The sequence below is a fragment of the Agaribacter marinus genome (assembly GCF_030160655.1).
GTDB classification, from domain to species: Bacteria; Pseudomonadota; Gammaproteobacteria; order Enterobacterales; family Alteromonadaceae; genus Glaciecola; species Glaciecola marina.
The window spans coordinates 836,582-860,406 of record NZ_BSOT01000006.1; the positions used below are offsets into that span (position 1 = coordinate 836,582).

17 protein-coding genes are annotated in these 23,825 nt (G+C 41.9%); 11 read left to right on the forward strand and 6 right to left on the reverse strand.

Annotated elements, in window-relative coordinates:
* Positions 1-107 precede the first annotated feature (107 nt).
* The 5 genes from QQK00_RS14350 (at position 108) to QQK00_RS14370 (ending at position 7,636) form a co-directional block, all read left to right on the forward strand.
* Positions 108-2,258, forward strand: coding sequence for a sulfatase (locus QQK00_RS14350; protein WP_284218275.1), 2,151 nt, complete (start codon positions 108-110; stop codon positions 2,256-2,258).
* Positions 2,259-2,462: 204 nt separating this feature from the next.
* Complete coding sequence (locus tag QQK00_RS14355; RefSeq protein WP_284218276.1) at positions 2,463-3,797, forward strand: ATP-binding protein; 1,335 nt, start codon at positions 2,463-2,465, stop codon at positions 3,795-3,797.
* Positions 3,794-4,441: a response regulator transcription factor gene (locus tag QQK00_RS14360; protein ID WP_284218277.1), complete on the forward strand. Its 648-nt coding sequence runs from the start codon at positions 3,794-3,796 to the stop codon at positions 4,439-4,441. The genes QQK00_RS14355 and QQK00_RS14360 overlap by 4 nt, the downstream gene beginning before the upstream one ends.
* The gene (locus QQK00_RS14365) at positions 4,438-5,283 is read left to right on the forward strand and encodes a DUF2861 family protein (protein ID WP_284218278.1); all 846 of its coding nucleotides are present in this window, start codon (positions 4,438-4,440) and stop codon (positions 5,281-5,283) included. The genes QQK00_RS14360 and QQK00_RS14365 overlap by 4 nt, the downstream gene beginning before the upstream one ends.
* 76 nt (positions 5,284-5,359) lie before the next feature.
* Positions 5,360-7,636, forward strand: a complete 2,277-nt coding sequence (locus tag QQK00_RS14370) for a glycoside hydrolase (RefSeq protein WP_284218279.1) — start codon at positions 5,360-5,362, stop codon at positions 7,634-7,636.
* Positions 7,637-7,695: 59 nt separating this feature from the next.
* Here QQK00_RS14370 and QQK00_RS14375 read toward each other — a convergent pair whose 3' ends face one another.
* Entirely contained in the window at positions 7,696-7,998 is a 303-nt protein-coding gene (locus tag QQK00_RS14375; RefSeq protein ID WP_284218280.1) for a hypothetical protein, read from the reverse strand.
* Between the two features lie 161 nt (positions 7,999-8,159).
* On the opposite strand from QQK00_RS14375, the gene QQK00_RS14380 reads away from it, so the two are divergent.
* Both QQK00_RS14380 and ylqF read left to right on the forward strand, forming a co-directional pair.
* Positions 8,160-9,059 (forward strand): LysR substrate-binding domain-containing protein, encoded by a 900-nt coding sequence (locus QQK00_RS14380; RefSeq protein WP_284218281.1) that lies wholly within the window; start codon positions 8,160-8,162, stop codon positions 9,057-9,059.
* A gap of 174 nt (positions 9,060-9,233) precedes the next feature.
* Positions 9,234-10,238, forward strand: a complete 1,005-nt coding sequence (gene ylqF, locus QQK00_RS14385) for a ribosome biogenesis GTPase YlqF (protein WP_284218282.1) — start codon at positions 9,234-9,236, stop codon at positions 10,236-10,238.
* Positions 10,239-10,259: 21 nt separating this feature from the next.
* Here ylqF and QQK00_RS14390 read toward each other — a convergent pair whose 3' ends face one another.
* From QQK00_RS14390 to QQK00_RS14400, 3 genes are all read right to left on the reverse strand, one after another.
* Positions 10,260-11,018, reverse strand: coding sequence for a tetratricopeptide repeat protein (locus QQK00_RS14390; protein ID WP_284218283.1), 759 nt, complete (start codon positions 11,016-11,018; stop codon positions 10,260-10,262).
* A 246-nt stretch (positions 11,019-11,264) separates the two neighbouring features.
* Entirely contained in the window at positions 11,265-12,134 is an 870-nt protein-coding gene (locus tag QQK00_RS14395; protein ID WP_284218284.1) for an alpha/beta hydrolase, read from the reverse strand.
* Between the two features lie 210 nt (positions 12,135-12,344).
* Positions 12,345-14,474, reverse strand: coding sequence for a winged helix-turn-helix domain-containing protein (locus tag QQK00_RS14400; RefSeq protein WP_284218285.1), 2,130 nt, complete (start codon positions 14,472-14,474; stop codon positions 12,345-12,347).
* 156 nt (positions 14,475-14,630) lie between these two features.
* On the opposite strand from QQK00_RS14400, the gene QQK00_RS14405 reads away from it, so the two are divergent.
* Positions 14,631-17,726 carry a TonB-dependent receptor domain-containing protein gene (locus QQK00_RS14405; protein ID WP_284218286.1) on the forward strand — a complete coding sequence of 1,032 codons (3,096 nt, stop codon included), beginning with the start codon at positions 14,631-14,633 and terminating at the stop codon, positions 17,724-17,726.
* A 143-nt stretch (positions 17,727-17,869) separates the two neighbouring features.
* The gene (locus QQK00_RS14410; RefSeq protein WP_284218287.1) at positions 17,870-19,900 is read left to right on the forward strand and encodes a S9 family peptidase; all 2,031 of its coding nucleotides are present in this window, start codon (positions 17,870-17,872) and stop codon (positions 19,898-19,900) included.
* Positions 19,901-19,947: 47 nt separating this feature from the next.
* Here QQK00_RS14410 and QQK00_RS14415 read toward each other — a convergent pair whose 3' ends face one another.
* Positions 19,948-21,570: an NAD(P)/FAD-dependent oxidoreductase gene (locus tag QQK00_RS14415; RefSeq protein WP_284218288.1), complete on the reverse strand. Its 1,623-nt coding sequence runs from the start codon at positions 21,568-21,570 to the stop codon at positions 19,948-19,950.
* A 295-nt stretch (positions 21,571-21,865) separates the two neighbouring features.
* Between QQK00_RS14415 and fdxA the strand changes: the two genes are divergently transcribed.
* Complete coding sequence (gene fdxA / locus QQK00_RS14420) at positions 21,866-22,189, forward strand: ferredoxin FdxA (protein WP_284218289.1); 324 nt, start codon at positions 21,866-21,868, stop codon at positions 22,187-22,189.
* 6 nt (positions 22,190-22,195) lie between these two features.
* Here the strand turns inward: fdxA and rlmE are convergent, their stop codons facing one another.
* Positions 22,196-22,816: a 23S rRNA (uridine(2552)-2'-O)-methyltransferase RlmE gene (gene rlmE, locus QQK00_RS14425; protein ID WP_284218290.1), complete on the reverse strand. Its 621-nt coding sequence runs from the start codon at positions 22,814-22,816 to the stop codon at positions 22,196-22,198.
* Between the two features lie 215 nt (positions 22,817-23,031).
* Here rlmE and QQK00_RS14430 point away from each other — a divergent pair, with 215 nt between their 5' ends.
* Entirely contained in the window at positions 23,032-23,820 is a 789-nt protein-coding gene (locus QQK00_RS14430; RefSeq protein WP_284218291.1) for a TrmH family RNA methyltransferase, read from the forward strand.
* The last annotated feature ends 5 nt before the right edge of the window (positions 23,821-23,825 follow it).

Genomic DNA, 23,825 nt, shown 5'->3' on the forward strand with positions numbered 1-23,825 from the left:
CAACTGCTATCAGCATTCTTTGTTTGTGTGATATGCTTTTTTTCAAATATATACCTTGTATTTTCGTGCATTTGCGATTGTGCGATCAGTGATGGAGTGTTAGATACATGCTAAAAATGATGGCCGGAGTAGTGATAATGTGTTTATCACTGTCGACAGCTTTTGCGACAGATAAGAAGCCTAATATCGTATTTATTCTTGCCGATGATTTAGGATGGTCAGACACCTCTCTTTACACGCAGAATGACTTTTACGAGACGCCTAACATTGAACGGCTTGCCAGTATCGGCGTAACATTTACGCATTCGTATACAAATAGCCCTGTGTGCTCACCTACAAGAGCGTCAATATTGACTGGTCAAACACCTGCCAGACATGGTTCGACTGAGCCAGCGCATGGCTCCGATACTTTGCGACTTCGAGCGACGATTAATCGCACAGCGGCATCTAGCAGAAAGTCCGTTCGGCCAATGACGGCGACTCGTTTAGACACTGCGCTGCCAACACTTTCCAGTTTATTGAAGCAAGATGGCTATCAAACCGCACATTTTGGCAAATGGCACTTAGGTGCTGAGCCTTATAGCGCCCTAGACCATGGTTTTGATATTGATATTCCGCATTATGAAGGTTCGGGCCCCGCGGGAGGTTATTTAGCCCCTTGGCGGTTTGCTCCCAATTTACAGCCGCAACCAAAAGGGCAACATATAGATATTCGTTTGGCGGAGGAAGCCAGCAAGTGGCTACGTGACCTGAATGATGATGCCCCTTTTTATTTGAATTTTTGGACGTTTTCCGTGCACTCGCCATTTAATGCTGCCTCAGATTATGTCGAATATTTCAGGTCAAAAGTGTCTCCCTACAATAGTCAGCAAAGCCCGACATATGCGGCAATGGTTAAGCATTTCGACGATAGTATTGGGATTTTACTTGATACGCTTGAACAAGAGAACTTGTTGGATAATACGATCATTGTTTTCTCCTCCGATAATGGTGGCAATCATTATTCTGAGGTGGATGATGTTAGACCAACGAGTAATTTGCCGTTTCGTTATGGTAAAGCGACAAATTTTGAGGGCGGTATGCGCGTGCCAACCATCATTTACTGGCCTGAACTGCACAATCAGTCGCATGCGGTGTCGACACCAATACAGTCGGTAGACTTTTTTCCAACACTCTTGAATGGCGCTGGGGTTACGTGGCCAGCATCTCATGTTGTTGACGGCGTTGATATTAGACCATTGCTTTCTGGTGACGCTATTGAAGAACAAGCCATCATTAATTACTACCCAGCGGAACCAAGAACGAGTCATCCCGGTTGGATGCCTGCATCTGCCAGTGTCATATTTGAAAACTGGAAACTAATAAAGACGTTTCACTATGGGTTACCAAGTGGCGATTTATACCACCTATATGATTTATCGAAAGATTTTGGCGAACGAACGAGCATTGCAGAACAGTATCCAGATAAGGTGGCATTGCTTGAATCTATCCTAGACGCGCATCTAGACGATAGTTTTGCAATAGTGCCAGCACAAAATCCAAATTATGTTGAGGGGGCGTTTGACTATGGCTTAATTGACCGTACCCTAAATGGCGTATTTTTACATCCTGACGCTGAATTGCCGAAGGTCAGCGGTAGAAGTATCCCACAAACTGCTTCTGTAGGCGATGTGGTCGAAATCAAGTTGCAAAGTGATGATATAGCGACGCTTCAAAATTTGACTTATGAGCAGTATGTTGGCCCAAAAGTGAATATTGAGAAAGTTGACGAGAACACCCTTCGATATCTAGCACCGGAGGTGTATACAGAAACATTTATTGGTGTGGCGCTCTTGAATAATGATGATTCACCTGCTTTTACGTTTACTAAAATTAGCCCTACTGAAATTGAACCAAGCATAAGTGCAAGACCAAATTCGCAAGAAATTGCAAAGGGCGATATCTTGGTTATTGATGTGCAAGCGGTCGACTTAAACTTAGAAATATTAGACGTTTCGGTAGAAAGTGACTTAGGCGGTGTTGTATTACCTACCCCACCAGTAAGAGGGCAATACGAAGTGATGATTCCTGCAGATACACAGGCGACTGAAATGACAATAACGTTTTCGGTGACTGACGGTAAGGCGAGTGATTCAACAAGCGTCACTATTCCAATAAAAGAGCCTAGCGCTGGTGGGAGCACTTCCTATTTAACGCTATTGTTGATTTTGTATATTTCATTTTGGCGATTAAAGATAGGTAGGTTTTTTAATCGTTGAAAATGCTACATGTGTTTTTATTTAATAAATAGAGTCATAGTTGACCTGCGCAAACAACACGGTAAATGTATTTTATTGACATTGAGGTGACAAAACGCAACAAGAAAACACTAGGATACATTTATACAACTCGGAGACTGATTACTTCTGGCTATATTAATTCGCTGGCTTACTGTTTTTTTTGCATGCCTCATCTCTACGCCATTGCATGCGTCCACTTTACATGAAAAATGGTCACAACTTTATCAACAAGGTATGGCGGTTGGCACGGTTGCGTTAGCGCATGCAGATCTTGCTCGATACCCTCAAGAATTACTCGTATCAAGTGCTCAGTATCCAGATTTTTCAAGTTATTCATGGTATGACTTAACGCAGTTGTATCACATCAAAAATACATGTGCCTTCAGTGGCGAGATTAGCGCACATCTTAGCGCTGCTGTCGAATTCGAGTTAAAATTATGTAAAAGTCAACACGTTTCAACCAAATGGTTTAAAACAAACGCAGTACTTCACCCTGCTGGCGGCAGTTTTGCCGAAAGGTATCTCGCTATTAACCCTTTAGCTAGCAACCGCTCTTCACTAGAATATTTGCTGTCAGCAGATAACCCTAAACATCCGTTGAATAGCGTGTTTGTCGATATTAGTACTGAGGGACGAGATGCACTTTTGAACGGATATCGGGCATGGTTGAGTCAGGAGGCTCTTTGGCTCAATAGTGAGAGTGCTTGGTTAAAGTTACCAAACAACACTTGGCAGCCTCTGGCGAAAAAATTGAATATTACTTTGAAGGCTGATCATTGCGGATATACGTATACTAATCTGTGTATTGCTGAATTAAATTATTTTAACCAGACATTGACTATCGCATCGGTAATGGTTTGCTGTTTACTTACAATTTTACTTACCGTGGCTCTTCATCAGAAACGAGTACAACGTGAGACAAAAAGAATTGTATTGCAGCTATTGACTCATGAATTGCGTACGCCGATTGCCAGTTTAGGAGTGACAATTGAAATAATGCGGGAGGAGTTTGATAACTTAAATAGAAAGGCTCAGTTATCCACGTGGCGTTTACTTGAAGACTATCAGCGTCTGTCTCAAGTAATACAAGCGAGTAAAGGATATTTACACGCAAATCGAAGTAGTGACATCGATACTCAAGAAGTGGCTCTTAGTGAATGGATGACACACGTATGTGACAAGAATGATCTTTACTACTCATTGGATGGGGATCACACCTTAGTTCTGCCGTATTATTGGTTAACGATATGTTTAAATAACTTGATAATAAATGCAAAACAACATGGTAAGCCACCTTTCCGTATCTATGTTACGACACATCAATATGTAACAGTTACGGTATCAGATGCCGGTATTTTTCCTTCATTTAGTCAGCGTTTTTTTAAAAAGAAAGTGACAAAAGATATACATAATATGGGTATCGGTTTGAATCTCGTTCAACATCTAATGACAAGGTTGGGAGGAAGGTTGATATTTAAGAAAAATCCGACTCGAATTAGTCTTAGGTTGCCAAGATGAATTCGATCTTGCTTGTGGAAGACGACGAACTTTTAGGTCATGGTTTGAGTCTGTATTTAAATTCGAAGGGGTATACTTGTTGTTGGGTTACTAACGCAACGGATACTAATGAATATTGGTTTCATGCAGATCTTGTTATTTTGGACCGTCAGCTTCAAGATGGAGATAGCTTAAGGCACTTACCCGGTTGGCTTATGCAAAAAGCATTACCCGTTATTATATTAACCGCTAAAGTTGATATTGAGAACCGAGTCGAAGGTTTAATGCTCGGCGCTAAAGATTATATGACCAAACCATTTGCTCAGGAAGAGCTGCTGGCTAGAATTATCGCGCATTTACGTCCGTTGGGTGCTAGTCTTTTGGAATATAAGTCGCTCCAAATTGATGTATCGAGCAGAACTGTCAAATGTGCAGGCGAAAGAGTAAATTTAAAGCCTAAAGAGTTCGACTTATTGTTACTTCTTCTTCAAAACCCAGGGCGGGTGTTTCATCGAGATGAGCTACTCAATAAAATATGGGGTTACCGGTCTTTTCCTTCCACACGAACTGTCGACAACCATATTTTACATTTACGACAGGCTTTCCCTTGTCTGGAAGTTGAAACTCACCGTGGTATCGGATATCGCTTAACGGCAGCTAAATGAATAAAACAATATTGGGTCTCATTATTTTCTTACTAACCGCAGATTCCTTAGGCGCTGCTCGTGATAGTGAGTGGTTCATGAGAACACCTATGCAGAAGTCTTTCAATGCGCTAATGATTAAACAACCTAAGGTGGCTTGGTGGGAGCTGGTTTCTGCGTTAAATCGACATGATATTGCCGTTGAACATTGGCTTCCTCTGAAGGAGACTATTTTAAAAGAAAGTAATTGCGGTCAAATTTTATACAACGCATTCGGCAATCTAAATAAAGGTTTTAAACTTTCAATTATAAGTCGACAAGGCTTCTCCAATCAGGGCTATCAAATAAAGTTATCTATCGACCAGAAGACGATAAATGGCTCGTTTCAACTGCTATCGCCAAAAAAGGAAGTAGTGTTATCGGGTGGTATTGACGAGGATGCTTCATATCAAGAGTGGGAAACAGATGAATTACTAATAAAGCCTATTGCTGGACTCTACTACTTAACATTCAATGGCTTTGAAACTCCTATTGTTGTTTCTAACTACCACTCTGAACGTTGGCTGGAACGAATTACTCAATTTAGCGACAAAATATCAGTGTCGCTTCCAAATTTGGCTAATGGTTGCGATCCAGCAACAACGGGCTTTCATTGGTTCAATGAAGATTACCAACAAATAGGTAAAAAAATCATTGCTAACGTTGAAGGAAATACAGTAAAAGTTTCGCCTGCAAAAATTCCTCACGGTGCAGAATTTTTAAGTGTTTCCGCACTTATTTATGAGTTACAGTCGGGCGTCAGAGTAGAATATATTCACCGAATATCAATGCCATTTGCCCTTTATGTAGAAGACGACAATTGAGTATTTACATTGAGGTGACACGTTTGATTGACTAAGCATGTGAAATTGGAATATTCGAAAATATTGGAATCAATGCATGCTTTTTAAATTTGCGCTTATTAACCTGGCTTTCTTCATTGAGATGTTTCTATGCAATTTCGTGTTTGCAAGCCAACCAATCCAGTTAACTGATGATAACGGCCAAATCGTTTCAATTGAACCTAGTACTCTAATGATAAATTGGAAGGGCATACCTATCAATCGGCCTGCCCTAAAAGTTGCGAATGAATTGCAAGACATTGCACATCTTAAGCGGTTGTCGCAGAAGCATGTGCAATGGACACTACTTCCCAGTAACATTAAAGTCGATGCCGTAATTGGTGAGACGCTCGAGCTTACCTTTTCGCTTTTGAATACCGATAACATTGAAAGAAATAAGCCGCTACAACTCGAGTGGTTTAATCTTGCAAGTGAAGCTACTCAAGTGCTTTATTTGCCTTTTAATGAAGGGATGCGAGTACCGATAGATAATCAAGCATGGATCGAATACCTAACAAAGTCGCGTAATGCATCAAACACGACTCAAGATTTGAAAATGCCATTTTGGACGGCAAGGCTAGGGGAAATTTTTGTTAGTTGGCACTTAGTCACTGCGACAGACAACAAATTGTTTTTTTCAAGTGCTTCAGAAAAGCTCAATATGCAATCTTCTCATTATTTTACTGTTCTCAATTCACACCAAGCATTTAAGGTATCTGTTAGTCTCGGAGAGCACATGCTTGATGGCGCTAAACAGTATCGGCATTGGCGAATAGACAAAGGATCAGCTACGCCACTGTCTAGTAAACAGAAGAAAAATCGAAGTATCGCGAAATTAGTTGGTGCAAGTCATGTTTACTTGTTTGGCCGAGATGGTATTAGCAAGGAAGATGTAAAACATTGGAAAGGGTTGATTAAATGGTTGTTAGCGCAAAGTACATTTAAACTAGATTCGAAGAATCGCTCAGAATTGGAAGCCTTAGTTGATGGTCGCCGCTGGATAAGCAACTACTACAAGCAAACTATTATAGATAAGATTAACCGGTCACTCGATACTATGTATAGCGTGCCAGCTCCAACGATGCTGAATAATACTATTGAAACACAGTATACAGCAGCTCAGAGCAAGAAAAAGTGGTTGATGAATAATGCTGGACAATATTTGAATGATTCTGCGTATTGGGGGCAGGCAATATCAAAAGATATGGTAGGCTTATTACAGTCAACTGGGTTGTCTCGTTTATGGCTCGGTTTAGACAACTGGTTGCCTGCCTTCTATCAACCTGAAGTCATAGAAAGTGCGAAATCAGCTGGTTATCTAGTTGGTACTTATGATTCATACAATACTGCTTTGCCCCGTGGAGTTAATGATGCTTGGTTAAGTGCTCAGTTGCCCGAAAAAATGAGAGAAAGTTGTGCGATTGAGTTGGCTGATGGTATCAAGAAAGCGGGATTTAGAGGTAAGGGGTTTTATCTAAACCCGCTCTGTGAAAGTGCTTATGTGTTACGTCGAGTATCTGACGTAGTCAAATTTGGTCGTTTTGACAGTCTTTTTCTAGACGTTGACGCGACTGGGATGGCTAGAGAAGACTATCACTTAAACACCAGCGAACAACAAATGTTGGCTGGGTTCAATAAACGCTTAGAAGATGTCGTTGAAATTAGTCAAGTTGTTCTCGGTTCGGAAGATGGGAATTCCTTGACCGCGTCGGGCATTACTTTCGCTCATGGCTTGGAAACCTCTATTTTTGGTTGGCATGATATTGAGATGATGAAAGACCGTTCGTCTCCCTATTATCTTGGGCGTTGGTATCCAGATCACAAGCCAGACTTTTTTTTTAAACCCGCTAAAGTGAAAGAACCATACAGAACTCTTTTGTTTTCACCTCAATATAGAGTGCCGTTATACCAAGCTGTTTTTCATGATGAGCTTATTAGCAGTCATCATTGGCATTTCGATAGTCTTAAGTTCTCTAATGTTAAAGTGGAACGTGATCTCTTGGCGATGCTATACAATGTGCCTGCTATGGTTCATTTAAGTCGAGATGACGCTAATTCAAACGGAGGTGCGCGACTCATGCAGTTGAAGCACTATCAAAAAGCTTTCCTTCATATCCATGAAGCGCTTTGGGATAAACAGCTAGTCGATTTTAAATGGCTGGATGTTAACGGCGATATTCAACAGACTGCTTTTAGTGATGGAAGTAAGATTATTGCTAATTTCTCAGATAAAGCTTTTCCTGCTTTGGGTAAAGACGTTGCGCCCAAATCAATTACTGCAGTTTTAGTAAACATGCCACCATTTTCATGGAAACCTATGGAGGTTGGAGGTTAGGCATAACAAGTCAAATTAAATGTAAAGGGTACAATAAAAATCGTTTACTTGGCGTATTGTCATTGAACTGTAATATTTTCCGCCCACACGTGAGCATAAATACCTTGGGCGTTTTTCCGAGGTAAGCAAGCCATTAAAGGCGTTTTTTCAAACACTAGCTTAGAGACTGTTACTGGTTCAGATTGCCATTGACGCAAGGGCGTAATCACGCGGACATGACAAGTCACATCTTTTTTGTTTTCAGTAAAGAATACCTTAATTGAATCTGTATGATTTACTAAGCGTGTATAGGGGTATTCGCCTTTTTCATGATCTCGACTAATTTCCGCACTCGCCTTACTTATTTCAAAATATAAAAACATTAAAGAAATCATTAAAAACATGATTATATAGGGTGTAGCCTTTTTCATTGTTGTTTCGCTATGTAGCTAGAATGTGCATAAAGCTTAGCTACTCGGATATGTGTCGACAAACGATAAGATGTTAACTATAGTTAAGAAAATCTTAAGTATGTGGTGTTTTTTTGAAATCTCTTCCACCATTGAAAAGTTTGCAGTTTTTTGCTGAAGCGGGCCGACTTCTGAGTTTTAAAAAGGCGGCTGAATCACTAAATGTGACACAAGCGGCTATTAGCCAACAGATTAGGCAACTTGAAGAACGACTAGGTCAGAAGTTGTTTGAACGGTCAGCTCGAACAGTTCAACTGACGGATGCTGGGCGTCGAATGCTCCCACTTATTCTGCGTGGATTTGAGGCCTTAAGTGATGGTGTAGATACGATACAAGGCGATCCTCGCTCCGACGTCCTGCGAATTTCAACTTTACACTCTTTCAGCTCATCATGGTTAATCCCGAGATTACAAGAATTTCAACAGATGTACCCCAATTTAATGGTCCAGCTTGCCCCGTCAAACGATCTTATTGATTTTAAGCAAGGCGATATAGATGTTGCGATTCGTTTGGGTGGAGGGGGGTACTCTGGTTTACATGAGGAAAAAATCTTTCAAGGTGACATGGTGTTGGTTGCTAGTCCAAGTTTGCTAAGAGATATTGATGTAAATAACGCTACGCAAGTGCTTTCTTTGCCGCGTATTGAAGATACGACCAAGGGAGTGCAAGATATGTTTACGAGTTGCTGTAAACAATATGGAGTAGACGCACAAAAACTGCGCCCCATACTTCAATCCGAAAATGCAGTGCCTTTAATTGAGGCTGCACTAATAGGACAAGGGTATTTGATGATTGATTCCTGCTTAATTACCGAGCACCTGCGTGTTGGAAGTTTAATTCGTTTACTCGGTTTTTCACAGCAAAGTCCCTATGCTTTGTATTTGGTTGCACCAGAAGCTCAATTTAATTGGCAAAAAGTGAAGCAGTTCAAATCTTGGTTTACACCCAAGGTTAGAGGTTTTTTGCAGGCGTAGCTTATTGGTTTAGTCATTGACTGAGTGTTGCGCTGTACAATAATACAAGTTGAATAGCGCACGAATGTTAATTATTCTCCTGCTATTCTTCGTCACGGTTAAGCGTTTATGTAGCTTATCGCTCGGTTTAACCCATAAGGCGTAAATAATTTCTCAGAATAAAGGATGTAAGGCGTGGGATTACAATGGTTTCCAGGGCATATGCATAAGGCCCTTAAAGAAATAAAAGAGTCGCTTGATCAAGTTGATATTTTGATTGAAGTACTCGATGCACGCATACCTTATTCGAGTGAGAACCCGGAGATTGCGAAAATACGCGGAGATAAACCCTGTCTTAAAGTTCTCAATAAGTACGATTTGGCGGATCCTAAGTTAACGGCAGACTGGCAAGCGCACTTAGAAACGGAACGAAGCGTACAAACACTAACAACGGCAAGTAACAATCCAGGGAATAGTAAGCAGATTATTAATATTGTTCGCAGTATTTGTGCGAAAAAAAATGCGTCGGTAAAGTCAATTAAGGCGATGATAACTGGCATTCCAAATGTCGGTAAATCAACGCTTATAAATATTCTTGCAGATCGTATTGTTGCCAAAACGGGTAATGAACCCGCAGTCACTAAAAGCCAGCAACGGGTTAACCTGGGTGACGGAATTATATTATTCGATACACCTGGTGTGCTATGGCCTAAACTCGAAAACCCTAATTCAATCTATCGGCTTGCGGCCTTAGGCGCGGTTAAAAATACAGCAATGGAATTTGATGACGTTGGGTTTTATGCTGCGGACTATTTAATAAAAGCATACCCTGAGGTCATGACGGAACGCTTTAAGCTTGAAGAGTTACCCTCCACCGAACTGGCGTTTTTAGAAGCGGCAGCAAAAACGCGCGGTGCATTGATGGCTGGTGGTCGTGTAAATTTACACAAAATATGCGAAGTGTTACTTACCGAGTTGCAGGCGGGTAAGTTAGGACAAATTACATTTGAGACGCCGGGCATGGTAAACATTGAAAAAAAACAAATGGAAGACGCCGCCGCGAAAAAAATTGCAGACAAGCAAAAGCGCAAACAGCGTTTTAAAGATGGGTCATTGACACCCGACAAAAAAGACCGCAAAGAGAAGCGCACTGAAAAACGAGAAGCACAAAGTAAGCGGATGAAAAAAGATCGGAAGTAGGCAAATATGCCAAGTTGCCTATTATTGCCTATGATGTCGGTTGTTTTTTTCGGCATCTTCAATACTACCTAACCAAGTTTTGTATTGTTCTTCTCCTTGAGCATTCTTTCTGGCAATATTTTTGTCCGCTTCTGCCTGTGAAGTGTTGCCCAATATTTCGTGTACACGAGCCCTATTTAGATGAGTTGACCAAGCTTCGGAATTTAACTCAATTGACTTGTTATAATCTGCCAGTGCGGCTTGGTAATTCCCTAGCGCAAAATGAGCTATGCCTCGACTGTCGTAAGCATTGGGGTTGTTTGGTTCAATGTCCAATGACTGATTACAATCAAAAAGTGCCAACTCGGCATCTCCCTTTAGCACTCGGGCCCAGCATCGGAAATTGTAATACCGAGCATTTTTGGGTTGCAGTCGAATCGCTGAGCTGAAGTTATCGACGGTTTCGTTGTAATTACGCTCGGCGTATTCGTAGGCCATTCCACGCACTATATAGAAACGAGCATCTTTAGGGTTCAACTGAATGGCAGTGTTGAAGTCAGTGATAGCCTGCTCGTAATTGCTTTTTTGGTAATAAGCGTATCCTCGTCTAGCTATTACGTCGGCCAAATTTTCATCGCTTAATTCATCTGACTGCATAGCAGCAGTGCAGTATTGGATAGTCAAATCGGGGGCATCCTTAATTTCATTGCACTTCTGAGTATCGTTAAATTCGACTGCATTGATAAAAAACGATACTAACATCGCTGTGATAATTAAAATGATTCGTAAGGCGTTGCTCATAATTTTCTCCCTAGTTTGAGTTTAATGAACTGTTTAAACTCAATTTAAAATAGAACGAACAAGCCCTCAGTTTAAGTAAACCAGCTTTAAAATACCTGACGTCTTTGTGATCTTTAGCTGAATTTGTACTGATTGAGTTGCGTGAATTGAACAAGAAACAGTAAACGTTTTCTATCAAACTTGAATAAACTGTAATAAGCCGCTATTTAACAGCGGCTTATTAATTGCTTGAACAACAAAACATCTTTAGAGTGTTTTAAACCTTTGTATGTTGCCATTTATTGAGGATGACATATATTGATATACGCTGTTGGCGCGTTTATAGCCACCATGGCTATCGACTACTTTCTTACAGTTGGCAACGTATACGTTTTTAGCTTTATTTAAGATATATGCTCTATCCTCGGGGCCAAAGAGTCCCAATGCGTTATCCCATTCTGCCATTCGATATATAACAGATAGAACGCCATCTTTACATGAATGAAGTACAAACAATTTTTCGACCTTGGATAAAGAATCACTAAATTCCTCATTTTCTTCTAATACCTCATTGTCGACGGCTGCCGCGGTGCAATAGTAATGTCTAATCAGTGAGCTCAAGTTCGACTGTTTTAACGCTTTCAGCGTGACTCTTGCGCCTAGACTGTGCGACATTAAATCCAATGATGACGTGACGCCCGACATTTTTTCAAGTAGAAAACGAAGTCGCCTCGCAACCGCATTCGCGCGACTTTTTGATTGCCACCATTCAAGCCCTCTATCTCCTCCCGGCCATGAGTAACCAATCACGAGGTCGTACTCACCTTGCATGTGTAAGTTGACGTTTTTTTCGATAACGGCGTAAGCGTCGTTCACCTCGTCTTGCTCGTTATTGTAGCCGTGGATCAAAAACAGCACTTTCTTATCATTTAATCGATTTAAGAAGTTTTGCTCTGAACTTATATCAACTATCGTTGCGTCACTGTCTAAATCGACTTCTTTGAAAATATGCCCAGAAGACGATAAAACATCTGGGTTGTTAAAATTTTTTCGTGCACTAACAATTATCATGGCGGTTCTCCAACGTGGTAAATAAGTTTGAATAATGCCATTCATCCATACCTTTGCAGTTTGCATTTGTTGACATAACAAATGCGATGACTGACTTATTCACTTTTAGTTTTATTTCGACAATACTTAGGTATTTTGTGCATTGAGTGATAGAAATATCTCACCTTAGCATTGTACATTACGCCAATATTTGCCAGTTTGGGTGCATGAATTGTGAGATAGTCTGGGTGCGTTTACCAAAGGTGACGGTAAATATCAATATTACTGCCAAAGCGGTCAATCATTGAGTACTGGGTGGGATAGTCGTTTAATATCAACCTTAGGTAAGACCGACTGAGTTATGACCAAGCTATTACTCTTATCAATAAACGAAAAAGGCACTCGGTTCGAGAACGTTCTTAAAGGCGCCTTTATGACGGTTTCAATAAGCGATGTGTCGAAAGCGTAAAAGTTTATTCGTTCTTGGTCAGCATAGCGTTGTAAAAAGTAAATGCCATCTGCAGACTTGAACCAGCTGTAGGCACTGCTCATTAAGCCTGGCTCAATCAATCTGACTTCTGTCCCAACAGGGTCGCTCAAACTTGCGGTATAAATTGCATCATTGCCATCGCTGTACCATATTGTGTCACTCGTGTTTGACTCTATAATGTAACCGCCGCTGCGCTCAGATATTAGTCGATAAGTACTGTCTTTAATATTTATTTTAAAATACGCTCTATTAAAATTTTCATCATTTCGTTCAAGTGCAGCGGATACATTTATACTGCTGCCATCTTTGCTCCACGTAGGCATTAAAAATTCGTTTAATCCGTTTGGCGTTAATTCTTTGATTTCTTGCGTTTCAATATCCACTATTTGAATGGATGTCTCATCAGAAGCCTGATGACGTAATAAAAAAGCAACAGATGTTCCATCTGGAGACCAACTAGGAAAAGAAATATTGCCAGCTAGTCGTGTCAATTGTCGACTTTGGGTACCGTTTAAGCTGGCTGTCCATAATTCTTTGTCGCCAGATTCATTTGAAATATAGACAATCTTTTTCGTCGCTCGAGAATACATTGCGTTCGTGTGTACATAGTCAGAGTTTATTAGTGGGAAGGGAATAGCTGCACTTTGCTTTTCAATTTCTAGTGTACTAATGAATTTCCGCAGTCTGCGATCATGGTAAATAATGTCATTTGAGCCGCTGATAAACTTAGGGAAACTGAATCCTTCAATACCTAAATCCAATACTTCATTGTTGTCCAAATTTAAGGCATACGCGCCACGGTTTTCAGCGCGCTCAGCACTGTAAACAATAAGGTTCTTGTTAGGGTGCCAAGCAACACCTTGAACATTTTGAAGCCCTATCGTCAATCGTTTACTTTCCCCACTCTCGCGCTCAACTAAAAACAGATCCTCTTCATCGAGTTGAGTCCTGCGCGTCATCAAAAAATACCTGTCATTCGGTGAAAACTCAATGTCCCTATCCGAAAATTCGCAGTTACTTGCACAGGAAAACCGTTTAGGCTGTGCATAGGGGTCTTGCAAATCTAGTGTATACACGCCCACTGACGAGACGTGGTCGTCATTTCCGACATAAGCCAAGGTTGTACCATCGTTTGAAATGGCAATTGACGGATTAACGTCTGGATGGCACTGACCGACAAATTTCTTTTCACGGGTACGTAGGTCAAGAGACACCACTCTGCATGACAGATAATCCCATGTTTTTTGAATGTAAAAAACTTTATCCATCGTCAAATTCCACACTGACTTACTCTCTCTTTCAGCGTCGTGAGTAAGTTGTACCGGTGGCAAATCAATCCGTTCTATGTCGCGATAAAACAAATCTTGGTTTTCGTTATTCCGCTTCCAATAGTAAAGCATTTTTTTACCATCAGACGATATATCAGGATAGGCTTCACGGCCTGACGAAGTAGTAATCGGCATAATAACGCTTTGTGAACTTCCTGTATGTTCAGTAAAAAAGTAAATAGCAAGCGCAAAAACAGAAAGCAACAATAAAACTAAACCTACATAGCTAATTAAGCCACTAGACTTTTCTTTATTATCTGGGGCTAATAGTTGCTCTTCCTTTACTACAGGTTTTTGGGTCAGGCGGTAGCCCTTTTTACGTACAGTTTGGATACAATCAGAATGCTCCAAGTGCAAACTTTTGCGAATATGCCAAATGGCGTTTGTTAGTGCTTTTTCGCCAACGTAGCGATTTCCTTGCCAAACCTCTTGAATAATTTTGTCACGACTGACAACGTCAGGGTAAGATTGTGCCAGGCAATAGAGAACTTCCAAAAATTTTAGTTGTACGTGTTCAAATCTTCCATCGTGGTGTCTGATCGTTTGTGTTGAGAGGTTAACTTCAGCATTACACAGTGTAAAAACCTGATTTTTTTTAACCACACTCACTGCGCTCTAGCCCTTGTTGTATAAGAAAATAGATATTTAATAGATATTAAAAAGGCAAATAATAGATTTGTCCAGACTTTCCTCACGGCACCCAGTCAGATATAACCAAGTAACACTGCCAAAAAACAATAAATCAAAATAGCGTGGTACGACGAAATGGAACATCAATTTAAGCACAATCTCATTGCGACCTCATTAATACTCGCAGGAATTAGCAATTCGAGTTTTGCACATGCGCAAGAGAGCACAGCTCCTTCAGGCATAGGTGCGTCGCAAAACAACGTCGCCAATACGCCAATTGAAAAAGTACAAGTAACTGGCTCGCGTATAAAGCGCTATGAATTTTCTCTTGGGAATCCGGTGGTAGTATTTGGAAGAGATAGCATTGATGATATAGGTTCCCCAGACTTATCAGAGTCTTTGTTAGAAATTCCATCCATCATCGCAGGCAGTACGGATGAAAACTCAACACTATCCATCAACGGCAGTGGTATTCAGTCGGTTAACTTAAGAAACTTGGGAGACAATCGCACACTGACGTTAATAGACGGTCGCCGCACAGTGTCAGAAAGTAATAACATTAATAGAGTCAGTCAAAGCTCTATGCCCTCTAGTTTTATTGAAAAGATTGAGGTAGTCACAGGAGGTCGTTCGTCAGTTTATGGCTCGGACGCGGTCGCTGGAGTGATCAACTTAATTACTGAAAGTGGCCAACAAGGCTTTGAAATCGACGTTTTAGGTCGTAAAAGCAACACCTTAGACAGAGAAAGCTACAGCGTTGAAGTCAGTTACGGAAAGAAATTTAATGACGACAAAGGTTACATTTTCGCAGCGGTCGATATGGATGATAGAAAAGCGTCTAGATCGTCAGCAATTCCAAGAACCTTAATTCAAGCGGATTGGGATTATGATGATGGGCTGAACTTCTTTAGCAATATCTTAGGCGAAGATATTCGTGCCAATGAAATATTGCCCGCTGAATATGGTAACAAAAGTGCTGATCCCGATGGCGGTAGATTTGATCAAGGTAGTTACTGGTATGATGAAGACAACGTCCTACGAGAGAATTTCGTTACCGACAGAGACGGCTTCGATTTTCGTTCGCCAGACACTTTCCAATCCCCTAGAGAGCGTTTGAATATAGGGATAAAAGGCGTCTACGAGTTTAGCAATGCCATTGAAGGTTTTTTCACTTTGTTACGTTCAAACATAAAACAGGTCAATGTTAGAGAACCTGAAGGCGACGACTACAACGATGTTCATTTATTGATAAACCCGGATGGTACAGTTAAGGAGCGTTTAGTCGCAGGTCGAATAGATTTAGATAACCCCTTTGTCCCACAGTTTATCAGAGAAAACGAAACTAGAGCACTGCGTTGGGACAGGCGATTCGTTGAAGTGGGCCCGCAAGAAAGTGACAACGACCGCACGACAACACGTGCTTGGGCTGGCTTAAGAGGACAAGTATTTGACGATTGGGATTGGGAAGCATCCCTAGGCTATGGAAAACACAAGCAAGTACAAACCCGTGCCAATGAAATTGATATCGTAAACTTGGCAAAAGGCTTGAATGCTGAACGTACTGAAGACGGCACCATTCAATGTGCAGATCCGCTAGACAGGGCGGATGGATGTGTTCCCGTCAATTTATTTGGGCGAGGCTCAATAACTAACGAAGCTGCTGATTATATTCGTGCCAACTTATTTACCTTAGCCGAAATTGAACAAGTGAATTTTCAAGCGTTTATGACTGGGGATTTGTTGGAATTACCGGCAGGACCCATCGGTGCGGCGATTGGGATTGAGTATCGAAAGGATGAACAAGATATTCAACCCGGACCACTTAATCGCCGAGGGGGGCACTCTTCGGGACATGTGCCAGCTTACACGGCGTCTATTGCCGTCGCAGAAGCTTTTGGGGAATTAAACATTCCTATCATTACAGATGCGCCTGGGATATATCAATTATCCATCGATACATCCTTGAGATTTGCAAATTATGATATTGATAGAGTAGGTAGCGTTACTAGTTTCGGCACCGGTCTTCAATATCAACCACTAGAGGATGTGCTGTTTAGAGCTAATTTTAACCGTGCCTTGCGTGCTCCCGATTTAACGGAATTGTTCTCTCCCCCTAGAGGTGACTCAGACAATGTCACTGACATTTGCGACGGTGTATCACTTGCAGCAGCCGATGCTGATGGTATTGACGGTATTGTGGCGAGAAACTGCTTGTCAGAACCCGGTATTCTCGCGGCCATTAATGACCTTGATTCTGAAAACCCGGGCTTTTTTACCCAAGAAAGTACGACAATATCAGGTCCCAATGCGGGGAACCCGGACTTAATTGAAGAAGAGGCTGATACCGTAACGGTTGGTATTGTTTGGGTCCCTGAGCAAGTCAAAGGCTTGAGTTTTTCTGCTGACTACTATGATATTGAAATTAAGAATGTCATAACTGCGTTAAGTGGTGCTGACATTCTGAGGGAATGTTACAGAGACAATGTCAACTTCTCCAGCAACCCCCTATGCAACGATGTAAGCAGAAACCCTGAAGATGGTCAGATTGAAAACTTAGTCAATCGAGAGTTTAACTTAAATGGCCGACTTACAAGTGGCGTTGACTACTCTATCGCATATGACTTTTCTTTAGAGGGCATGGGAATCCCTGGCAACTTTAGCCTTTCTTACAATCACACACACATTATCAAGCTGCTTGATATACGTGATGATTTTAATGAACTGGATCAAATTGCTGCATTAACGGAAGCAGGTAGGGCTGACGAAATTCCAACAACCATCGCAGCTGACGGAAGCCCCTTAGATGGTTTAGATATCGACAATGACAAAGGTGAGCTTGTCAGTAATTCTTTCAAAGACCGGGGGCGTTTTTCACTCGCGTGGCAAAACGAAAGTTGGCGTATTTCTTGGCGAACGAATTACTTCGGCACAGCTATCGGCAGTTATGCGCTACTAGAAACATACGAAGATGCTATTGAAGAATTTGGTAGTGATGCTGAGGAACCTCTCTTTTTGTTTTACGATCGTGAGTTAATACACAACTTATCTGTTAGATATACAACCAATATAGACAGCACTCAACTACGAATTTCTGCAGGTGTGAACAACATCAACGACAATCAAGGGCCATTTGCGCCGCTGGGTGCGCCTAATGGAAATTCAGGGAACTTCTCCGATGGATATGGCTTGTTAGGTCGTTCTGGCTTTGTTCGCGTGAGACTAAAATTCTAAGTGAGCAGGCGCACTGCCAGCAACATTTTTGACACCATGCGCTTCAGGTAGGACGACTAGCTGAAGCGTCTTTCCTCCATGCAAATGATGACAGCATTTACTATTAGTCGCGGTTTACAAATACTCCCATTGAGAGATCAACAATGACACCTAGTTATTTCACATCGACAAATATTATTGCCATCCTAGCCTTATTTCTTTTAGTAAACACAGCAAGCGTATTTGCAAGTCCTAAACAAGCAAAACCAATGTCTGCAGTAGACATATTAAGTATGACGCGAGTCCAAGATGCTGTTCTATCTGCTGACGGAAGTCATATTGCATTTGAGAAAAACAAACCGAACTGGAACAAGAATATACGAGAGTCGCAGTTATGGTTGTACAATGTAACATCCCAAGAAAGTAAGCAACTGACTTTTTCTAGTGCGCCATCAAGTGATCCATTTTTCAGTAACGATGGGCGTTATTTGTTTTTCTTGAGCAAAAGAGAGAAAGATGATCGTCGCCAACTTTATAAATTGAGTATGGACGGTGGCGAAGCAAAAAAAGTATTTAGCTTTGACTTTACGCCAAGCAACCTTGTCCTCACGAAAGACGATAGGTACCTGTATTTTACCGGCATAGCCCTTTCTTCGAAGGCGCGCCAAAAACAAATTAAAAAAAAACAAGTAATCGAACAGTTTGAAAACCCCGACAGGCAGCGCCAATTATGGAAAGTTGATCTTAATTCAGGGGAATTGCACGCTATTACTAATGACACTTTCAGCGTGCGCGCATATGCGCTAAGCACAAATGAACAACAGATAGTTTACTTGAAAGCCAAGGGAGTTTTGCTAGATCAAAGACACACTGGAGATCTGTTTCTTAGCGATAACCTCGGAAAAAATGCCCAAGGCCTAACACAGAACAATTTTGCTGAACAAGCACTGAGCTTTTCTCCAAATGATAAATGGATAGCATTTACAGCGACAGTAAATAGCATGGGTGACCCTTACTACAACAAGAATATATTTTTACTGCACGTGAAGACAGGGAAAGTTAGTATCCTTGCAGAAGACTTAGAAGGCGAAGTAATAAATTATGCTTGGTCTGGCGACAGCAAGCAGCTGTATGTTCTACAAAACATTGGCGTATCAAACCATTTGTTTGAGTACGACATCGAAAATAAGCAAATCACTCAACTTACTGCAGGTGATTGGACAATTTCCGACTGGGCCTATGACAGTGAAAATCAACAACATCTCATTAGAAAAACAAGTCCAATAGAGTTGGGTGACTATTGGTTAGCTAACGAAAAGGCGATGGTATTTCAGCGAGTTACTTCGGAACACGCCAAATTATCCCATGAGTTTACTTTACCCAAACAAGAAAAGTTGACATGGAAAAGCCATGATGGCTATTTAATTGAAGGCTTGTTGGTGTATCCAGTCAATTATAAAAAGGGGCACACATATCCGCTAGTAACACAAACCCATGGAGGCCCGAGGTCATCTGACCAATTTGGCATTTGGAGTACAGGTAGTTATATGCCAGTATTAGCTGGCATGGGATATGCGATTCTTAGAGTAAATCATCGAGGAGGCACCGGTTACAGCGACCAGTTTTTAAGAAGTATGATGGGCGGATACTTCAAGCATGCTCATCTAGACGTATTAAGTGGTATAGATTACTTAATTGACGAAGGCATCGCGGCGCCAGATAAATTAGTAAAAATGGGCTGGAGTGCAGGTGCTCATATGACGAACAAGTTATTAACAGAAACTACTCGTTTCAAGGCGGCGTCTTCCGGTGCAGGAGCTGTTGAATGGATGTCAATGTATGGCGAAACTGACACTTCATATGGCAGAACCCCCTGGTTTGGTTCTAAACCATGGAGCAAAGGCGCCAACTTAGACAATTATAGAAACCATTCTCCGTTACATGATTTATGGAAAGTTACCACACCCACACTAATTTTCGTCGGCCAACGAGACCAAAGAGTACCTTCAACTCAATCAAAAATTTTGTTCCGGGCGCTGAGAGATGTAGGGGTAGATACTGAGCTTTATATCGCGCCAGATGAGTCTCATGGTTTCAAGAAACTCTCCCATCGCCTTTTTAAAATTAATAAAGAATTGGCTTGGTTTGAACACTATGTAAAGGGGCATCAATATACTTACGTCACTCCCTATTGATAGACAACAGCACACTTTTTACTGGCTTAAATAAAGCACCTACCGCATTAACGAAATTCAGCATCGTAGGCTAATGCTAGCGCCTCAGCTACTCTTATACCATCAATACCTGCCGACCAGATGCCGCCTGCATACCCTGCGCCTTCGCCGGCAGGATATAAGCCTTCAACATTTACGCTCTGGTAATCGTCGTCACGTTTTATGCAAATGGGTGAGGATGTGCGCGTTTCTACGCCGGTAAGTAAGCCATCGGCCTTGGCAAAGCCTTTTATTTGGCGATCGAATGCGGGAATGGCTTCGCGTATCGCGTGAGTCACATAGTCTGGCACGACTTTACTTAAATCCGTTAACGTAACACCGGGCGTGTAAGAGGGTTTTACTTCACCCATTTCAATACTTGATTTACCGGATAAAAAGTCACCGATTAACTGCGCAGGTGCGTGATAGTTTTCACCGCCAATGGTAAACGCAAGGGCTTCTAATTCACGTTGCAGTTTAATGCCAGCCAAGGGGTGCCCTGGATAATCTTGTTCGGGCGTGATACCCACTACAATGGCGCTGTTTGCGTTGCGTTCATGTCGAGAATATTGGCTCATACCATTGGTAACCACTCGTCCCGGCTCAGAGGCCGCGGCGACGACTGTGCCGCCGGGACACATGCAAAAGCTATAGACGGTGCGACCATTTTTACAGTGGTGTACTAATTTGTAATCAGCAGCACCAAGTATTGGATTACCCGCGTTATCACCAAAACGACATCGGTCAATCATGCTTTGTTCATGCTCTATTCGAAATCCGACAGAAAAGGGCTTAGCTTCAACATATACGCCTTGTTCATAAAGCGATTCGAAGGTATCACGGGCGCTGTGACCCACTGCAAGAATCACTTGTTTACAGGCTAAATACTCGCCATTTGATAGATGTAAACCTTTTACTTTGAACTTGGCGGTATCGCCAGATAAATCTAATTTTTCTACACGTGTACTAAAGCGGATTTCGCCGCCTAGTTGAATAATTTGCTTGCGCATTTTTTCAACCATATTCACCAATTTAAATGTACCAATATGGGGCTTGCTGACATACATGATTTCGTCAGGTGCACCGGCTAGCACAAACTCGTGCAGCACTTTACGGCCATAGTGTTTGCGATCTTTTACTTGGCTATACAATTTGCCATCTGAAAACGTACCTGCACCACCTTCGCCAAATTGCACATTTGACTCAGGGTTTAAGGGTTGTTTTCGCCAAAATCCGAAGGTGTCTTTGGTGCGTTCGCGCACGGCTTTACCGCGTTCTAGTACGATAGGACGGTAACCCATTTGGGCCAAAATGAGTGCAGCAAACAAGCCGCATGGACCTAAGCCTACGACAACCGGGCGATGATTGAGTTCTTTAGGCGCTTGGGCAACAAACTTATATTGCATATCTGGTGTGACACGCACGCTGGTGTCGTTTTCGAATGTAGCAAGTAACTCTGCTTGCTCTTTGACCTCGACATCGAGGGTATAAATTAGCTTAATGTCTTTTTTGTTGCGTGCGTCATAGCCGCGTTTAAACATCGTAAAGTCGATGAGCTGTGTTTTGGGAATATTAAGTTTGCTCAATATAGCAGCTTGGAGTGCTTGCTCGTCGTGGTCGAGCGGTAATTTAATATCGGTTAAACGCAACATAATAGGGCTACTCTCTTTGAACGCCAGACACATCCTCTAGCAAAGCACGGCATTTTAAATCACTTAACAATAATTGGGTAGCACATTGAGTGATGTACGGGTATGAACCGACTGAGCAACGCAAAGTTAAGTAGAGAGCCATACTGACAATCACGGAAATAGGCATCCGAAAAAGCGAGTTATAGACACCGTAACTAGCATCTGAGCACTATTCAAAGCGTAGTTGCAATAGATTATTGCTACAATTGAGATTACACTTAGGCCTATCCTAAAACTATAAGGTAATTGGCTGTAAATGACCTTTGTTGTAACCGATAACTGCGTAAAATGTAAATATACAGATTGTGTGGCGGTATGTCCTGTCGATGCATTTTTTGAAGGGCCTAATTTTTTAGCGATTGACCCTGTGATTTGCATCGATTGCGCCTTATGTGTACCAGAGTGTCCGGCAGAGGCAATATTTCAAGACACAGAACTACCGGAAGACCACGCGCTGTATTTGGCACTAAATGCAGAATTATGCCAAGAGTGGCCTAATATCAACGAATTGAAAGCGCCACCTGCAGACGCTGATGACTGGAACGGTATCTCAGACAAACTACATCTACTAGAACGCTAAACCGTTTTATCCTTTAAAGCCTTTTGCCACAAGATAAACTTCGCGAGAGCGAGGGCGAGATGCGTCGGGTTTTCGTACAATCAGCTTGTTAAATGACGTGCGTACATCTTTTACATATTCGTCGTAACCCACGCCTTGGAATACCTTGGCGCAAAAACTTCCATCGGGTTTAAGGACATTGCGTGCCATATCGAGGGCCAGCTCAACTAGATACATTGACGCGTATTGATCGGTGGTATTTACACCGCTTAAGTTAGGGGCCATATCTGAAACAACCACATCGGCTTTGTTATCGCCTAGGGCCTGCAAAATCTCGTTGTAGACAGATTCTTCTCTAAAGTCACCTTGAATAAAATTTACGCCAATGATGCTGTCCATCGGCAAAATATCAGATGCAATCACCTCTACTGAATCACCGACAATGGGTGCCACAATTTGTGACCAACCCCCTGGCGCAGCGCCAAGGTCCATTACAATACTGCCGGGTCGAAATAGTTTATCTTTTTCATTTATTTCAAGTAGTTTGTAGCTTGCACGTGAGCGGTAGCCATCGATTTGCGCTTTTTTTACATAGGGGTCGTTAACGTGCTCGTCTAGCCATTTTTTGCTAGTTTTAGATCGGGCCATTTAGGGATTCTTCTGAAGATAGAGTAACAACAGGCCTTATTGTAAACTCGCCGCCGCTATTTGCAAACGATGCATTGGATTTGTAAATGGCGCGCGTGCTTTTATATAAGATAGTGTGAGCACAAAAATCACGATATAATTCACGCCAATATACCTATTTACATTGTTTCTGGCCCAATGAAGATGATGTTAACTGCCAGCACTGAGCACACCACATGAAACTAGATGATGTAAAAAAACTGCATCAAAAAAAATATAGAACGCGTTTCGGTTATTACTTGGTCGAAGGTGAGCACTTGGTCCTAGAGTTGCACAAAGCAATAAACGGGACGGTACTTGCACAAAAAGTGACCTTGTATGTCAGTGAACAATACATGCGCGAAGAGTACACGCAGACCTTCGAGGGTATGAATATTGATTTTAAGGTGTTGGTGCTTACTCAAAAACAAATGGCGCAAATAAGTGATACGAAAACGCCACAAGGTATTGTTGCATGTGTGCCTCTGCCCAATGTAAGCTCAGACCAAAAACCACAAGTCCCCGTAAGTGATGGAAATGGTGGTTCATTCAAAAACGAGCGCTGTATTTATTTATATCAGGTACAAGACCCAGGCAACTTAGGTACAATTATACGAAGTCTTGCTTGGTTTGGTCGATTTCGCTTAATACTTAGCCCTGATAGTGTGGACCCTTTCAATCCAAAGGTCGTGCGCGCGAGCATGGGCGCTATTTTTCATCTACCGATAGAGCTTGATGTTTCACTCGATGACTTGTCTACACGTTTTGAGCGCTTTGCCTATCTTGATTTGACGGGCAGTGCCGTAAATAGTGACGCATTCGCTAAATATGAATGTTATTTATTTGGGAATGAAGCGCGCGGCGTTCCGCATAACGCACTGAATATGTTCAATGCTGACGCTTACACTATATCGGGCAGCGGCAGCATTGAGTCTCTTAACCTAGGTAGTGCGGTTAGCATGTGTGCCTATCAATTGTCGGTGTAGGCACA

Excerpts from the sequence above, each read along its gene's own strand:
- QQK00_RS14350 (WP_284218275.1), top strand. The coding sequence starts at position 108 with ATGCTAAAAATGATGGCCGGAGTAGTGATAATGTGTTTATCACTGTCG.
- QQK00_RS14360 (WP_284218277.1), top strand. The coding sequence starts at position 3,794 with ATGAATTCGATCTTGCTTGTGGAAGACGACGAACTTTTAGGTCATGGT.
- QQK00_RS14365 (WP_284218278.1), top strand. The coding sequence starts at position 4,438 with ATGAATAAAACAATATTGGGTCTCATTATTTTCTTACTAACCGCAGAT.
- QQK00_RS14370 (WP_284218279.1), top strand. The coding sequence starts at position 5,360 with ATGCTTTTTAAATTTGCGCTTATTAACCTGGCTTTCTTCATTGAGATG.
- QQK00_RS14375 (WP_284218280.1), bottom strand. The coding sequence starts at position 7,998 with ATGTTTTTATATTTTGAAATAAGTAAGGCGAGTGCGGAAATTAGTCGA.
- QQK00_RS14390 (WP_284218283.1), bottom strand. The coding sequence starts at position 11,018 with ATGAGCAACGCCTTACGAATCATTTTAATTATCACAGCGATGTTAGTA.
- QQK00_RS14395 (WP_284218284.1), bottom strand. The coding sequence starts at position 12,134 with ATGCAAACTGCAAAGGTATGGATGAATGGCATTATTCAAACTTATTTA.
- QQK00_RS14405 (WP_284218286.1), top strand. The coding sequence starts at position 14,631 with ATGGAACATCAATTTAAGCACAATCTCATTGCGACCTCATTAATACTC.
- QQK00_RS14410 (WP_284218287.1), top strand. The coding sequence starts at position 17,870 with ATGACACCTAGTTATTTCACATCGACAAATATTATTGCCATCCTAGCC.
- QQK00_RS14415 (WP_284218288.1), bottom strand. The coding sequence starts at position 21,570 with ATGTTGCGTTTAACCGATATTAAATTACCGCTCGACCACGACGAGCAA.
- fdxA (WP_284218289.1), top strand. The coding sequence starts at position 21,866 with ATGACCTTTGTTGTAACCGATAACTGCGTAAAATGTAAATATACAGAT.
- rlmE (WP_284218290.1), bottom strand. The coding sequence starts at position 22,816 with ATGGCCCGATCTAAAACTAGCAAAAAATGGCTAGACGAGCACGTTAAC.
- QQK00_RS14430 (WP_284218291.1), top strand. The coding sequence starts at position 23,032 with ATGAAACTAGATGATGTAAAAAAACTGCATCAAAAAAAATATAGAACG.